This is a genomic window from Klebsiella sp. GW_Kp182, assembly GCF_040062275.1.
GTDB classification, from domain to species: Bacteria; Pseudomonadota; Gammaproteobacteria; order Enterobacterales; family Enterobacteriaceae; genus Klebsiella; species Klebsiella michiganensis.
In genome coordinates, this window is sequence record NZ_JBEAFQ010000049.1 from 35,122 (window position 1) to 49,616 (window position 14,495).

General features: G+C 58.8%; 11 protein-coding genes. 4 read left to right on the forward strand and 7 right to left on the reverse strand.

The genetic code is table 11. From position 1 onward, the window contains the following. The first annotated feature begins 89 nt into the window (after nt 1-89). Nucleotides 90-1,202, forward strand: coding sequence for a transposase (locus ABLU88_RS21160; protein ID WP_348837855.1), 1,113 nt, complete (start codon nt 90-92; stop codon nt 1,200-1,202). A gap of 135 nt (nt 1,203-1,337) precedes the next feature. On the opposite strand, the gene ABLU88_RS21165 is transcribed toward ABLU88_RS21160, so the two are convergent. Beyond that, complete coding sequence (locus tag ABLU88_RS21165; protein ID WP_004100938.1) at nt 1,338-1,658, reverse strand: PTS fructose-like transporter subunit IIB; 321 nt, start codon at nt 1,656-1,658, stop codon at nt 1,338-1,340. Between the two features lie 20 nt (nt 1,659-1,678). After that, nucleotides 1,679-2,755 carry a PTS fructose transporter subunit EIIC gene (locus tag ABLU88_RS21170; RefSeq protein WP_004131253.1) on the reverse strand — a complete coding sequence of 359 codons (1,077 nt, stop codon included), beginning with the start codon at nt 2,753-2,755 and terminating at the stop codon, nt 1,679-1,681. 309 nt (nt 2,756-3,064) lie between these two features. On the opposite strand from ABLU88_RS21170, the gene ptsP reads away from it, so the two are divergent. Beyond that, on the forward strand, nt 3,065-5,566 hold the full coding sequence (gene ptsP / locus ABLU88_RS21175) for a phosphoenolpyruvate--protein phosphotransferase (RefSeq protein ID WP_348837858.1): 2,502 nt from the start codon (nt 3,065-3,067) through the stop codon (nt 5,564-5,566). A gap of 534 nt (nt 5,567-6,100) precedes the next feature. Here the strand turns inward: ptsP and ABLU88_RS21180 are convergent. Further along, nucleotides 6,101-7,192: a tartrate dehydrogenase gene (locus tag ABLU88_RS21180; RefSeq protein ID WP_348837860.1), complete on the reverse strand. Its 1,092-nt coding sequence runs from the start codon at nt 7,190-7,192 to the stop codon at nt 6,101-6,103. A gap of 82 nt (nt 7,193-7,274) precedes the next feature. Between ABLU88_RS21180 and ABLU88_RS21185 the strand changes: the two genes are divergently transcribed. After that, on the forward strand, nt 7,275-8,222 hold the full coding sequence (locus ABLU88_RS21185; protein ID WP_162557340.1) for a LysR substrate-binding domain-containing protein: 948 nt from the start codon (nt 7,275-7,277) through the stop codon (nt 8,220-8,222). Nucleotides 8,223-8,250: 28 nt separating this feature from the next. Here the strand turns inward: ABLU88_RS21185 and ABLU88_RS21190 are convergent, their stop codons facing one another. From ABLU88_RS21190 to puuD, 4 genes are all read right to left on the reverse strand, one after another. Next, the gene (locus ABLU88_RS21190; protein ID WP_049082249.1) at nt 8,251-9,531 is read right to left on the reverse strand and encodes an FAD-binding oxidoreductase; all 1,281 of its coding nucleotides are present in this window, start codon (nt 9,529-9,531) and stop codon (nt 8,251-8,253) included. Between the two features lie 2 nt (nt 9,532-9,533). Continuing rightward, a complete protein-coding gene (puuC, locus tag ABLU88_RS21195) occupies nt 9,534-11,021 on the reverse strand; it encodes an aldehyde dehydrogenase PuuC (RefSeq protein WP_348837892.1) in 1,488 nt (495 codons plus the stop codon). Nucleotides 11,022-11,264: 243 nt separating this feature from the next. Continuing rightward, nucleotides 11,265-11,822, reverse strand: a complete 558-nt coding sequence (puuR, locus tag ABLU88_RS21200; RefSeq protein WP_004849766.1) for an HTH-type transcriptional regulator PuuR — start codon at nt 11,820-11,822, stop codon at nt 11,265-11,267. 108 nt (nt 11,823-11,930) lie between these two features. Further along, a complete protein-coding gene (puuD, locus tag ABLU88_RS21205; protein WP_224225524.1) occupies nt 11,931-12,725 on the reverse strand; it encodes a gamma-glutamyl-gamma-aminobutyrate hydrolase in 795 nt (264 codons plus the stop codon). A gap of 224 nt (nt 12,726-12,949) precedes the next feature. Here puuD and puuA point away from each other — a divergent pair, with 224 nt between their 5' ends. After that, nucleotides 12,950-14,368, forward strand: coding sequence for a glutamate-putrescine ligase (gene puuA / locus ABLU88_RS21210; protein ID WP_004849770.1), 1,419 nt, complete (start codon nt 12,950-12,952; stop codon nt 14,366-14,368). Nucleotides 14,369-14,495 lie beyond the last annotated feature (127 nt).

The following is a 14,495-nucleotide window of genomic DNA, read 5'->3' on the forward strand; positions in this document are numbered from 1 at the left end:
GGAGGAATGGAAACGGTTTTCGTGCATGAATACTGTATGTTTGATCACTATCAATAGCCCTCACATAATTGTGCGTATCTTGTAACACCATGAAACGCGCATATAAATTTCGATTCTATCCATCAGCCGATCAGGTTGAGCTTCTGGCTCAGACGTTCGGCTGTGTGCGTTTTGTCTACAATTCAATCCTTCGTTGGCGCACTGATGCGTACGACGAACGGCAGGAGAAAATGGGTTACGTCCAGGTCAGCGCCCGGTTAACGGCCCTAAAAAAAGAGCCGGAATTTGCCTGGCTCAATGATGTTTCTTGCGTGCCATTGCAGCAGTCTTTACGTCACCAACAGACTGCCTTTGCGAACTTCTTCGCCGGGCGTGCCGCATATCCGGCATTCAAAAGTAAGCGTCATAAACAAGCTGCTGAATTAACCGCTAGCGCATTCAAATACCGTGACGGCAGATTGTATATGGCAAAGAGCAAAGCGCCGTTAGACGTGTGCTGGAGCCGTGAGTTGCCGTCTGCTCCGTCTACCGTCACCATTTCAAAGGATGCTGCCGGACGATACTTCGTCTCCTGTCTCTGCGAGTTTGAACCTGTATCACTGCCAGTCACTACAAAAACGGTCGGCCTTGATGTGGGTTTAAAAGATTTGTTCGTCACCGATACCGGATTTAAATCCGGCAATCCCCACCATACTGCTAAATACGCGGCACGCCTGGCGCTGCTCCAGCGCCGATTAAGCAAAAAGGCCAAAGGTTCGAAAAACCGCGCCAAAGCCCGCTTAAAGGTGGCCCGACTCCACGCGAAAATAGCCGATTGCCGAATGGATGCCCTGCACAAGGCCACCCGCAAACTGATTAACGAAAACCAAGTTGTTTGTGTCGAATCCCTCAAAGTGAAGAACATGATCCGTAACCCGTTGCTGTCCAAAGCGATAGCAGACGCAGGCTGGGGGGAGTTTACGCGCCAGCTCCAGTACAAGGGCGAATGGGCCGGGCGTTCAGTGGTCGCTATTGACCCGTTTTTCCCGTCCTCAAAACGCTGTAGCTGTTGCGGTTTCACCATAAAAAAGATGCCTCTGGATGTTCGTAAATGGTCTTGTCCTGAATGCGGCGCAGACCATGATCGCGACATTAACGCGGCCCGTAATATCAAAGCGGCAGGGCTTGCCGTGTTAGCTTGTGGAGTGGCTGTAAATCCTTAATTCTTTCTGGGCTAAGGTTCGCCACCGTGAAGCAAGAATCCCTTCCCTGAGTCGCGCTAGCGCAAAGGTGGGGGAGTACGCCAAGACAAACTCCATGTTATTTTGCGGGGCGCAGGCCGCGCCCCGTGCATTCAGTCAGGCATTCTGCGAAAGGTGGCTGTCGATTTTGTTCATAATGGCTTCGGCGCGCTTCACGGCGTCGCTGATGTTGACGCGCACGATGGTTTTACCGGCAAAACGCTCTTCAAACTTGATACCGATATCTTTGGTCAGAATCACCATATCGGCGCTGGCGACGTCTTCTGCGGTCAGCTCGTTCTCAATGCCGATGGAGCCCTGGGTCTCGACTTTGACCTGCCAGCCTTTGGCCTTAGCGGCGCTCTCCAGCGATTCAGCGGCCATATAGGTGTGGGCGACGCCAGACGGGCAAGCGGTAACGGCGATAATTTTGGTCATACAATATTCCTTCCCGTGTCTCAGTTAATTTCGAAATCAAGATCCATCTCGTCATCGGCTTTGGCGTCAGACGTTTTCTTTTTCGCCAGGGCCTTAAGCAGGATGACGCAGGCGGCGCTGACGATGGCGCCAACCGCGAGGCCGGCAATAAATCCGCCTTTACCCTCAACGACCGGCAGAACGATAAGCCCGCCCCAGCCGGCATAGCACTGGGCGCCGAGCAGTGCGGCGGTAACGCAGCCGGCGGCGGCGCCGATCATATTGGCCGGGATAACGCGCAGCGGGTCGGCGGCGGCGAAGGGGATCGCGCCTTCGGTCACGCCAACGCAGCCCATCACCAGCGCGGCTTTCCCGGTTTCGCGCTCTTCCGCGGAGAAGTATTTACGTCCAATCAGCGTTGCCAGGCCCATGCCCAGCGGCGGCACGGCGATGCCGACGGCGGCGATGGCCACCACGCTGTAAACGCCCTGGGAAACGCAAATCAGCATGAAGGCGTAGGCGACCTTATTCACCGGACCGCCCATGTCGAAGGCCAGCATCAGGCCCATGATGATGGCGAGAATCACGATGCTGCCTTCGCGCATGCCCTGCAGCCAGCCGGTCAGGCTGGCGGTGAGCGCGCCAATCGGCTCGCCGAGGCCCCACATCATGATCCCGGCGGTAATAAAGGTGCCGATAATCGGGATAACGAAGATGGGCATCACCGAGCGCAGCACCTTATGCACCGGGATTTTCTTCAGGTAGTAGACCACCAGCCCGCCTATGATCCCGGCAATCAGCGCGCCGAAGAAACCGGCGCCGAAGCTGTTGCCGACCCAGGCGCCGATGGCGCAGGGAGCCAGCGCCGCGCGGTCGGAGATGGAGTAGCCGATATAGGCCGCCAGAAACGGCACCATTAGCGTCAGGCCGGCCACGCCGATATCAAACAGTTTTTTCAGGTTAGGGTCGGTGGCGGCATCGGGCACCGCGCCCTTGCCGTACAACATGACGGAGACTGCCAGCAAGATCCCACCGGACACGACAAACGGGATCATATGTGAAACCCCGGTCATGAGGTGCTGGCGGGTATTTTTTAATATTTGCACCAGTTCATTCATTGTTATTCTCCTGAGCGCTGCGTGGCCCGTGACTGAGTTGATGCTTCAACCTTAGAAAAAGGGCGGCGCATAAAATAGTAGAGAAAAAGTGCATTTACTGGATATTTGTAAGGCCAGAGGAAAATTGCGATCCACCTCAAATCTTAGCGCTGGTGGGTTTTTGGCGCCGTTAGTCAGGCGATTTGTGACCGCGAGCATAAAAAAGAGTCGGGCATACAATTATCCAGTAATTGCCACTTTTATCGTGTAGTGGCGGGCCGGTTCTTTCTTTACCTTTTGGCTAAATACGCATTATTCAGGAGGAAGGCGATGGCTCTGGTAATTGAATTCATATGTGATTTGCCCAACGGCGTGCATGCGCGTCCGGCAAGCCTGGTAGAAACCCTGTGCAATACTTTTTCGTCTTCGGTCGAATGGTTAAATACCCGGACAGAAGGTCGTGGAAACGCGAAAAGCGCGCTGGCGATTATCGGCACCAATACCTTGAAGGGGGACCGCTGCCAGCTGGTCGTCAGCGGTGAAGATGAACAGCAGGCGTTTGACGCGCTGTCGGCATTCATCAGCGAGGAGTTCCCGCACTGCGATGCGCCGCTGCCGACGGCGGAATCCATGGACCTTCAGCCGGTTCCTGAATCCCTCTCGCGCCTCAATCCCACGCTGTTTCACGCCCAGCCGGTCTGCGCCGGCAGCGCGGGCGGCAGGCTCACCCATCTTAAGTCCCTCGACCTGCGCGATTCAGGCGCGCTGCCCGCAGCGGGCGCAATTGAACAGGAACAGGCGGCGCTGGACAAGGGCCTGACCCTGCTGGTGAAAAATATTGAGTTCCGCCTGCTGGATAACGACGGTACCGCCAGCGCGATCCTTGAGGCGCATCGCTCTCTGGCTACCGACGCCTCGCTGCGCCAGCATCTGCTGGGCGGGCTGCTGAGCGGCCTGAGCTGCGCTGAGGCGGTGGTCGCGACCGGCGAACATTTTTGCGCCCAGTTCAGCGCTTCCGGCAATAGTTATTTGCAGGAGCGGGTGCTGGACGTGCGCGATGTCTGCTTCCAGCTTCTGCAGCATATCTACGGTGAGGATCGTTTTCCGGCACCGGGTAAGCTGACGGAAGAGGCCATCTGCCTCGCCGATGAACTCACCCCCAGTCAGTTTCTTGAACTGGATAAAACCCTGCTTAAAGGTCTGCTGTTGCGCAGCGGCGGCACCACTTCACATACGGTGATCCTCGCGCGTTCGTTCAATATTCCCACTCTGGTGGGCGTCGATATGGAGGCGCTGCTGCCGTGGGTCGATCGGCGAGTGCAGATTGACGGTAACGCCGGGCTGGTGGTGGTGAATCCCGATGAAGCGGTGGCGCGCTACTATCAACAGGAGGCCTGGGTGCAGGCGCAGATCCGCCGCCAGCAGCAGGCCTGGCTGGATAAAGCGGGGCGTACGGAAGACGGTATTCGCCTGGAGGTGGCGGCCAACATCGCCCATTCGGTAGAGGCGACGGCGGCCTTCAACAACGGCGCGCAGTCGGTAGGCTTGTTCCGCACCGAAATGCTCTATATGGACAGGCCCAGCGCGCCGTCGGAAAACGAGCTGTATAACCTATTTTGCCAGGCGCTGGAGCCGGCCAACGGGCGCAGCATTATCATCCGCACCATGGATATCGGCGGCGACAAGCCGGTGGCCTACCTCAACATTCCGGCGGAGAACAACCCGTTCCTCGGCTACCGGGCGGTGCGTATTTATGAGGAGTATCAGGCGCTGTTCCGCACTCAGCTGCGGGCGATTCTGCGCGCTTCCGCGCACGGCGCGCTGAAAATCATGATTCCGATGATCTCCTCGATGGAGGAGATTCTGTGGGTGAAAGAGCAGCTGGCGGATGCCAAACAGTCGCTGCGCAGCGAACAGATTCCGTTTGATGAAAAGATCCCGCTGGGCATTATGCTCGAGGTGCCGTCGGTGATGTTTATCATCGACCAGTGCTGCGAAGAGATTGATTTCTTTAGTATCGGCAGCAACGACCTGACCCAGTATCTGCTGGCGGTGGATCGCGATAACGCCAGGGTGACGCGCCACTACAACAGCCTCAATCCGGCCTTTTTGCGCGCGCTGGATTACGCGGTTCAGGCGGTGCATCGCCAGGGTAAATGGATCGGCCTGTGCGGCGAGCTGGGGGCCAAAGGTTCCGTGCTGCCGCTGCTGGTGGGGCTGGGGCTGGATGAGCTGAGCATGAGCGCGCCGTCGATCCCGGCGACCAAGGCGCGTCTGGCGCAGCTTGACAGCCGCGCCTGCCGTCAGCTGCTGAATCAGGCGATGCAGTGTCGTACTTCGCTGGAGGTCGAGCACCTGCTGGCCCAGTTCCGTATGACCCAGCAGGATGCGCCGCTGATTACCCCTCAGTGCATTACGCTGAACAGCGACTGGCGCAGTAAAGAGGAGGTGATTAAGGGCATGACCGACAATCTGCTGCTGGCCGGGCGCTGCCGCTATCCGCGTAAGCTGGAAGCGGATCTGTGGGCCCGCGAAGCGGTGTTCTCCACCGGGTTAGGGTTTAGCTTCGCCATTCCGCACAGTAAATCGGAGCATATTGAGCAGTCGACCATCAGCGTCGCCCGTCTGGCGCAGCCGGTGGCGTGGGGCGACGACGAGGCGCAGTTTGTGATTATGCTGACGCTCAATAAGCATTCGGCGGGGGATCAGCATATGCGTATTTTCTCGCGGCTGGCGCGGCGCATTATGCATGCGGAGTTCCGGCAATCGCTGGTGACGGCGCAGAGCAGCGAGGCGATTGCGGCGCTGCTGCAGCGCGAGCTGGAGCTGTAATTCGGTCCGGAGAATCTCCCCGGTGGCGCTGCACTTACCGGGGCTACGGGTTTCCAGCCGTCTGTGGGGCAGTAGCCCGGGTAAGGCGTTTACGCCGCGACCCGGGATTTCCAGGCCCGGTGCCTGAGAGAGGCAGATTGGGTAGCCCGGACAGGCGCATCAAGCGCCGCCTCCGGGAAAGCGTGCAGGGGTTCCGTTCACTATTATTCCGCAGAAAATGTCTCAACGTGGTACGTGAACGGGTAAAGGGGGAGAAAACCGTCTCCCCCTTTACAATCCCCGCGGTCCCGCAAAGAAATCGGTGCTGCGCACTGCGCTCACCTCCCGGTCCTCAGCCTGCGGTCGGCTCAACTCGACATCGCTGTCTCGATTCGCCTCTGGCCGCCATCCCTGGCGGCCAGCCCTTGTCTTCGGTCCTCCGGTTCGCCGATTTCAGCGGGCACCAGGGCATCGCTGCATATCACGTTGTTTCAGAGGCATATCGTAGCTGCACGAACACCGTCCCGGAGGCGGCGCTTGACGCGCCTGTCCGGGCTACTTTTGTTCAACAATCGCCCGACAAATCGCCTCGCCCACCTGCTGGGTGGAGGCGCTGCCTTGCATATCCGGCGTCTTTGGTCCGCTGGCAATGGTCTGCTCAATCGCCGCCAGAATACCGTCGTGGGCGGCCTGGTAGCGTGCGTCCCCGTTGCCGAGGAGGTCGAGCATCATCGCGCCGGCCCAGATGGTGGCAATCGGGTTGGCGATATTTTTGCCGTAAATATCCGGCGCCGAACCGTGTACCGCTTCAAACAGCGACGGAAAGGTGCGATCCGGATTGAGGTTTGCCGACGGGGCAATGCCGATGGTGCCGGTACAGGCCGGGCCGAGATCGGAGAGGATATCGCCGAACAAATTGGAGCCGACCACCACGTCAAAACGCTCCGGCTGCAGCACGAAGCGGGCGCACAGAATATCAATATGCTGCTTATCCCATTTCACCTCCGGGTAGTGCTGCGCCATCGCTTCGACGCGCTGGTCCCAGAAGGGCATGCTGATGGCCAGACCGTTGGATTTGGTCGCCGAGGTCAGGGTTTTGCGCGGGCGGCTCTGCGCCAGCTCGAAGGCGTAGCGCAGGATCCTGTCAACGCCGCGACGGGTAAATACCGACTCCTGAATCACCACTTCATGCTCGGTCCCCGGATTCACATGGCCGCCGAGGGCGGAATATTCCCCTTCGGTGTTTTCACGCACCACGTAGAAATCGATATCGCCGGGCTGTTTACCCGCCAGCGGGCAGGGGACGCCGGGGAACAGGCGCACCGGACGCAGGTTGACGTACTGGTCGAACTCGCGGCGGAACTTCAGCAGCGAGCCCCACAGGGAAATGTGGTCCGGCACGATATCCGGCCAGCCGACCGCGCCGAAGTAGATCGCATCAAACGTTTGCAGCTGCGCGCGCCAGTCGTCGGGCATCATGGCGCCGTGCTGCGCGTAATAGTCGCAGCTGGCCCACTCAAAGTGCTCGAAGCTTAACGCCAGCCCCCAGCGTTCGGCGGCGGCCTGCAGTACGCGGACGCCTTCCGGCAGCACTTCTTTACCGATGCCATCGCCGGGGATGGCGGCAATACGTAAGGTTTTATTCATTGTTATTCTCAGTTTGAGGTAAGGAAAATTGACTTCACCGCTATCCTATAATTGACTGATTCATAATTAATCCCGTTAACTGGTGAAACATAAAACACGAATCATGAATAATCTGCCGCTGCTGAACGATTTACGCGTATTTATGCTGGTTGCCCGCCGCGCCGGTTTTGCCGCCGCCGCGGAAGAGCTCGGCGTCTCGCCGGCTTTCGTCAGCAAGCGCGTGTCGCTGCTGGAGCAAACGCTCAACGTCCAGCTGCTGCACCGTACCACCCGGCGCGTGGCTATCACCGAAGAGGGCGAGCGCATCTACGAATGGGGACTACGCATTTTGCAGGATGTCGACCAGATGATGGATGAGCTCTCCGATGTGCGGCAGGTGCCGCAGGGGACGCTGCGGATTATCAGCAGCTTTGGCTTTGGCCGGCGGGTAGTCGCGCCGGCGCTCTCCGAGCTAGCCCGTCGCTACCCGCAGCTGGAGATCCGTTTTGACGTCGCCGACCGGCTGGTGGATTTGGCCAATGAAGGGGTCGATCTGGATATTCGCGTCGGCGACGATATCGCGCCCAATCTGATAGCCCGCCAGCTTGCCAGCAATCACCGCATCCTCTGCGCCTCGCCGGCGTTTGTCGCCCGCTATCCCCGGCCGAAACAGCTCAGCGATCTCGCCGCGCTGCCCTGTCTGGTGATCAAAGAGCGCGACCGGCCCTTTGGCGTCTGGCAGCTGCGCGATGATAAAGAGGGGGAGCACGCCATCAAGGTGACCGGACCGCTGTCGTCTAACCACGGTGAAATCGTCCATCAGTGGTGCCTGGAGGGACAGGGGATTGCGCTGCGCTCGTGGTGGGACGTCAGGGAAAATATCGCCAGCGGCAATCTGGTGCAGCTGCTGCCGGAGTACTATCAGCCCGCCAATATCTGGGCGGTATACGTGTCGCGGCTGGCGACCTCGGCCAAAATTCGTACCACCGTGGAGTTTTTGCGCCACTACTTCCAGCAGCGATTTCCGCCGCACAACGGCGAGGAAAAATAGCCGACGGCGGGCACCGTCGGCCGGGGGATTACACGCCGAGCCGATCGCGCAGGCTGTAGTAAGCCGCGCCCATGGCGGTAAACGGAATACGCAGGCTGCGCCCGCCGGGGAACGGATAGTGCGGCAGCCTGGCGAAGGCGTCGAAACGTTCGGCGTCCCCGCGCAGCAGCTCCGAAATCAGCCGTCCGGCGAGGTGGGTACAGGTGACCCCGTGGCCGCTGTAGCCCTGCATATAATAGATATTGTTATCGAGGCGGCCAAACTGCGGCATTCGCGAGAGGGTCAGCAGGAAGTTGCCGGTCCAGCGGTAGTCGATTTTCACCCCCTGCAGCTGCGGGAAGGTTTTCAGCAGCTTCGGCATAATCAGCCGCTCAACGTCGTCCGGATCCCGCGCGCCGTACACCACGCCGCCGCCGTACAGCAGACGGTTGTCGGCGGTCAGGCGGTAGTAATCCAGCAGATAGTTACAATCTTCTACGCAGTAGTTTTTCGGGATCAGCGAGCGCGCCAGATCCTCAGACAGCGGCGCGGTGGTGACCACCTGGGTGCCGCACGGCATGCTGCGTTTCGCCAGCTCCGGCTCGAGCTTATCGCCGAGATAGGCGTTACCGGCGACGATCACGTAGCGGGCGGTGACCTGTCCGCGTGCGGTGGTCACTACCGCCGGGCTGCTGTGCTGAATGCCGGTGACCGGTGATTGTTCGTAAACCCGGCCGCCGTTGAGCCGAATGGCGTCCGCTTCGCCAATCGCCAGATTGAGCGGATGGATATGACCGCCGCTGTGGTCCAGCAGCGCGCCGGCGTAGCGGTCGCTGTCCACTTCGCGACGAATGGCGCTGGCATCCAGCAGCTCCAGCTGGGTATTGCCGTAGCGCTCCCAGTTCGCTTTCTGCTCTTCCAGGGTCTCCAGCTGTTTATGATTCAGCGCGACAAACAGCCCGCCGGGGCGATAGTCGCAGGCAATCTGATAGCGCTGGATACGTTCACGAATAATGTCGCCGCCTTCAAACATCATGCTGCCGAGCATTTTCGCGGCATCCGGGCCGTAGGTTTTTTCGATAACGTCGATATCGCGGCTATAGGAGTTGACTAGCTGGCCGCCGTTGCGTCCGCTGGCGCCGAAGCCGATGCGCGCGCCTTCCAGCAGCACCACATCGTAGCCCATTTCGGCCAGATGCAGCGCCGAAGAGAGGCCGGTATAGCCGCCGCCGACGACGCAGACGTCGCAGCTGATCGATTCGTCCAGCGTCGGGAACGGCTCATAGCGGTTGGCGCTGGCGGCGTAATAGCTGGTGGTATGTTCGCTCATGATTAAGACTCCAGGGCAATCCAGATAGTTTTCAGTTCAGTGAATTTTTCCAGCGCGTGCAGGGACTTATCGCGCCCGTTGCCGCTCTGCTTATAGCCGCCGAAGGGCACGGTCATATCGCCATCGTTGTAGTTGTTCACAAAGACGGAGCCGGCTTTCAGACGGCGGCTGACGCGGTGAGCGCGGGAGAGATCGCGGGTCCAGACCGCCGCGCCGAGGCCGTAGCGGCTGTCGTTGGCCAGCGCCAGCGCCTGCTCTTCGGTTTTAAAGCGGGTCACCACCAGCACCGGGCCGAAGATCTCCTCCTGGCTGAGGGCGGAGGCGGGGTCGACGTCGACGAAGATGGTTGGGCCGACCGCCGCGGGCCACGGATTTTTACGTCCATCCAGCAGCAGCGTGCTGTGCGCTTCGCCGGCGCGAATGAAGCTGTGGACGCTATCGGCGTGGCTATTGTCGATCAGCATGCCCATGGTGGTATTCGGGTCGAGTGGATTGCCAGGCTGCCAGCCCTTTGCCTGCTCTTTTAGCAGGTCGAGAAAGCGGTCGGCGATGCTCTCCTCAAGCAGCAGACGGGTACCGGCGATACAGACCTGGCCCTGATTGTAGAAAATACCGCCGGCGGTGGCGTTAACTGCTTTTTGCAGGTCCGGGCAGTCGGCAAAGACGATATTGGCGCTTTTACCGCCCGCCTCCAGCCAGACGCGCTTCATATTGCTGTCGCCCGCGTCTTTCAGCAGCTGTTTACCGGTGCGGGTGGAGCCGGTAAAGGTGATGACTTCAACGTCATGATGCTGCGCCAGCGCCTGACCGGCCTCATGGCCGAAACCGCTCACCACGTTGAATACGCCGTCCGGCAGCCCGGCCTGTTTCGCCAGGCCCGCCAGGCGCAGAGCGGTAAGCGGGGATTTTTCCGACGGCTTAAGCACCACGCTGTTGCCGGACGCCAGCGCCGGGCCAAGCTTCCAGCAGGCCAGCAGCAGCGGAAAATTCCACGGCACCACCGCCGCAATCACGCCAATCGGTTCGCGGACGATCATGGCCAGTTCGTTGCCGCCGGTGGGGGCGACTTCGCCGTACACTTTATCGATGGCTTCGGCGTACCAGCGGATCGCGCGGGCGGCGCCGGGGACATCGTCGCGCAGGCTGTGGCGAATCGGTTTACCGGTGTCGAGGGTTTCCAGCAGCGCCAGCTCTTCGCGATGGGCTTCCATCAGGTCGGCGAATTTATGCAGCACCGCTTTGCGCTGGGCAGGGGAGGCCTGCGACCAGTCGCCGCGATCGAAGACGCCGCTGGCGGCCTGGACCGCGCGCTCGACGTCGGCCTTTTTGCCGCGCGCGACCTCGGCGAGCGTCTGCTGGGCGGTAGGGTCGACGGTGGCGAACACGCTATTATCGGCGGCGGCGCTGTATTCGCCGTTAATAAATAGCCGCGTTTCAATCGCGATATTGTTTGCTTTTTCTTGCCAGTAAGCCAGGTTGTGAAAATCCATCATGACTCCTTAATGACATAATCGGAAAAATAAAAAAGTGGTGATTTCAGACCCTCAGGGCGCAGGGCGTCCCCGGGGTTGAGTACCGTTTAAATTGCCCATTAACAGGCGTGAATTATCCGGGGCCAGCGGAATAAGTCTTTCCGCATTGCGCAAGGTGAACTACGTTATCTTCGCGCCGCCGGAGTTCGCCTCCGGCGGCGCAGGCCTGAAGAAAGCCTGAGAAAACCTCAGGCTAAAAAATCAGAATGTGGTGGGGGTATGGGCGCTGATAATTCGGCAGATACCCGCCGAGGTGTTGCTGAAGCTATGCGGTATGCCGGTGTTAATGGCATAGCTTTGCCCAGCCACCAGATGATACGCCTGACCGTTGATGGTCAGCACGACTTCACCTTCCAGTATGGTGCCTATCTCCTCACCCTGATGCTTGATCCTCTCCCCGGTTGTGGTTCCAGGCTGGTACGTTTCAAAAATCATCGCCAGCGTGCGGTTCGGATTACCATTATGAACCAGCTTCATCGACACCCCCTGACTGCCGATTTCAATCAGATCGTCCTGATTGATAACCACCTGCGGTTCAGCCGGTTTTTCTGGTTCAGAAAAGAATTCCGAGAGCGACAGCCCGTAGACTTTCAGCAGCTTTTGCAGCGTACTGATCGCAGGACTGACTTTGTCCTGCTCTATGGTGCTGATGGCACTATGTGTTAACCCAGACAGTTCGGCGGCACGACGCTGTGAGAGACCCAGCTGTTGGCGGATCTCTGACAGACGTTTCCCTGGCGCCAGTCCGTCATCGCTCATATTTGCATTTCCTTAACGGTAGTGGTCAGAGTCGCTGTTTTTCAGCAACATATACCCGTCATACTTCAAGTTGCTTGTGCGTTGGCTTTGCTCGCTCACCCCAGTCACTTACTCCAGTAAGCTCCTGGGGATTCCCTCACTTGCCGCCTTCCTGCAACTCGAATTATTTTGGCTATAGCTCTGACAGGCGGTGATAAAACCTTCAAACAACATTCGCGACAGGGCGTATTCGCTACTGTTCCATTCAGGATGCCACTGCACGCCGAGGGCGAAAGGGTGGTCGTTAACGCTGACCGCTTCCACCAGCCCGTCCGGAGAACGCGCCTCCACGCGCAGCCGTGGACCCGTCGTTTTTGCTCCCTGCCCGTGTAACGAGTTTACCCAAAACGTGTTGCAGCCCGGTATTAACTGAGAAAGTAATCCTCCTTGCTGAACCTGAACTTCATGCGAGGGCGCATATTGCTGCTCGACGGGAAGTTCGGGGTCTTCGCGGTGTTCAAGAAGCTCAGGCTGCTCGAACAGACGACGATACAGAGTCCCGCCGGTGGCGACAACCAGTTCCTGTAGTCCACGGCAGATGGCGAAAATGGGGATGCGCCTTTCGAGCGCGGCGTCGATCAGCGCCATGCTCAGAAGATCACGCCCGGGATCGGCGTCAGGCTCATCGCCGTTTTCACCATAGAGGTGCGGCTGTACATTGCTCGGGCTGCCGGGCAGATAAATGCCGTCCAGTTTCGGCAGTAGCGCAGAAAGCAGTTCCGGCTCGGCCAGCGCGTGCGGCAGGGCAATTGGTACGCCGCCGGCGTTCACAATCGCGTTCAGGTACTTCTCTTGCAGAGTCTGGGTCTGGTGACCCTTAAGCCTGTTTCGACACATCACTACGCCAATAACTGGCTTGTACATTATATTTTCCATGATCGCCCTCACAAAGTGGACTAAATTATGACCGGATTAGCGGGTAAAACGGCCATTTCGTTCAATATTTTCTCAATTTAGCAGTGGATATAGCCATTTGCAAACTTAATTTAACATTGGACAAACAATTTGTTTGCATACACATTCGAAGGGTGGACATTATATTTAACAGTGCCATTCAGGGTCCGAAACTAAAACAACGGCGGTGAATCATGGAAACCAATATCGTAGAAGTTGAGAATTTTGTTCAGCAGTCGGAAGAGAGACGGGTCAGCGCATTCACCTGGGAAGTGAAGCGCTACCTCGAGCGTTACCCCAATACGCAATACGTTGATGTGCTGCTAACCGACCTGAACGGCTGCTTCCGCGGTAAGCGGATCCCGGTGTCCAGCCTGAGCAAGCTGGAGAAGGGGTGCTATTTCCCGGCTTCGGTGTTTGCGATGGATATTCTCGGCAACGTGGTGGAAGAGGCGGGGCTCGGCCAGGAGATGGGCGAACCAGACCGCACCTGCGTGCCGGTGCTGGGAACCTTAACCCCGTCGGCGGCGGACCCGGAATACATTGGTCAGGTTCTGCTGACCATGGTTGATGAAGATGGCGCTCCCTTTGACGTTGAGCCGCGGAACGTGCTGAACCGGCTCTGGCAGCAGCTGCGCCAGCGCGGGCTGTTCCCCGTGGTAGCGGTAGAGCTGGAGTTCTATTTACTTGACCGCAAGCGCGACGCGGAAGGTTACCTGCAGCCGCCGTGCGCGCCGGGAACCGGCGATCGCAATACCCAAAGCCAGGTTTACTCCGTCGACAACCTCAACCACTTTGCCGACGTGCTTAACGAAATCGACGAGATCGCCCAGCTCCAGCTGATCCCCGCCGACGGCGCGGTGGCGGAAGCCTCTCCCGGCCAGTTTGAAATCAACCTCCACCATACCGATAACGTGCTCGACGCCTGCGATGATGCGCTGGCGTTAAAACGTCTCGTGCGTTTGATGGCGGAGAAGCATAAGATGCACGCCACTTTTATGGCGAAACCCTATGAAGAGCACGCCGGTAGCGGGATGCATATCCATATCAGTATGCAGAACAACAAAGGCGAGAACGTGCTGGCGGACGCGGACGGCGAAGATTCCGCGATGTTAAAACGCGCGCTCGCCGGGATGATTGACCTGATGCCGGCGTCGATGGCGCTGCTGGCGCCAAACGTGAACTCGTATCGTCGTTTCCAGCCGGGAATGTACGTGCCGACCCAGGCGTCGTGGGGGCACAACAACCGGACGGTGGCGCTGCGCATTCCGTGCGGCGATCGGCACAATCACCGCGTCGAGTATCGCGTGGCCGGGGCGGACGCCAACCCGTATCTGGTGATGGCGGCGATTTTTGCCGGCATCCTCCACGGTCTGGATAATCCGCTGCCGTTACAGGAAGAGGTGGAGGGCAACGGCCTCGAGCAGGAGGGGCTGCCGTTCCCGATTCGCCAGAGCGATGCGCTGTGGGAGTTTATGCAAAACGATCATCTGCGCGAGCGGCTTGGCGAACGCTTCTGCCACGTTTATCACGCCTGTAAAAATGACGAATTACTGCAGTTTGAGCGTCTGATCACAGAAACTGAAATCGAGTGGATGTTGAAAAACGCCTGATTTTCGCCCCGCGAGGGGCGCTTTAGCATTATCACGAGTAGCATCATGCGGCCTGAGCGGAGCCTGGTCGGACGTTTTTGCTGGGAGCCCAGCCATTCCCGGATGTCGCGTTAAGGAGCGCAGGCGG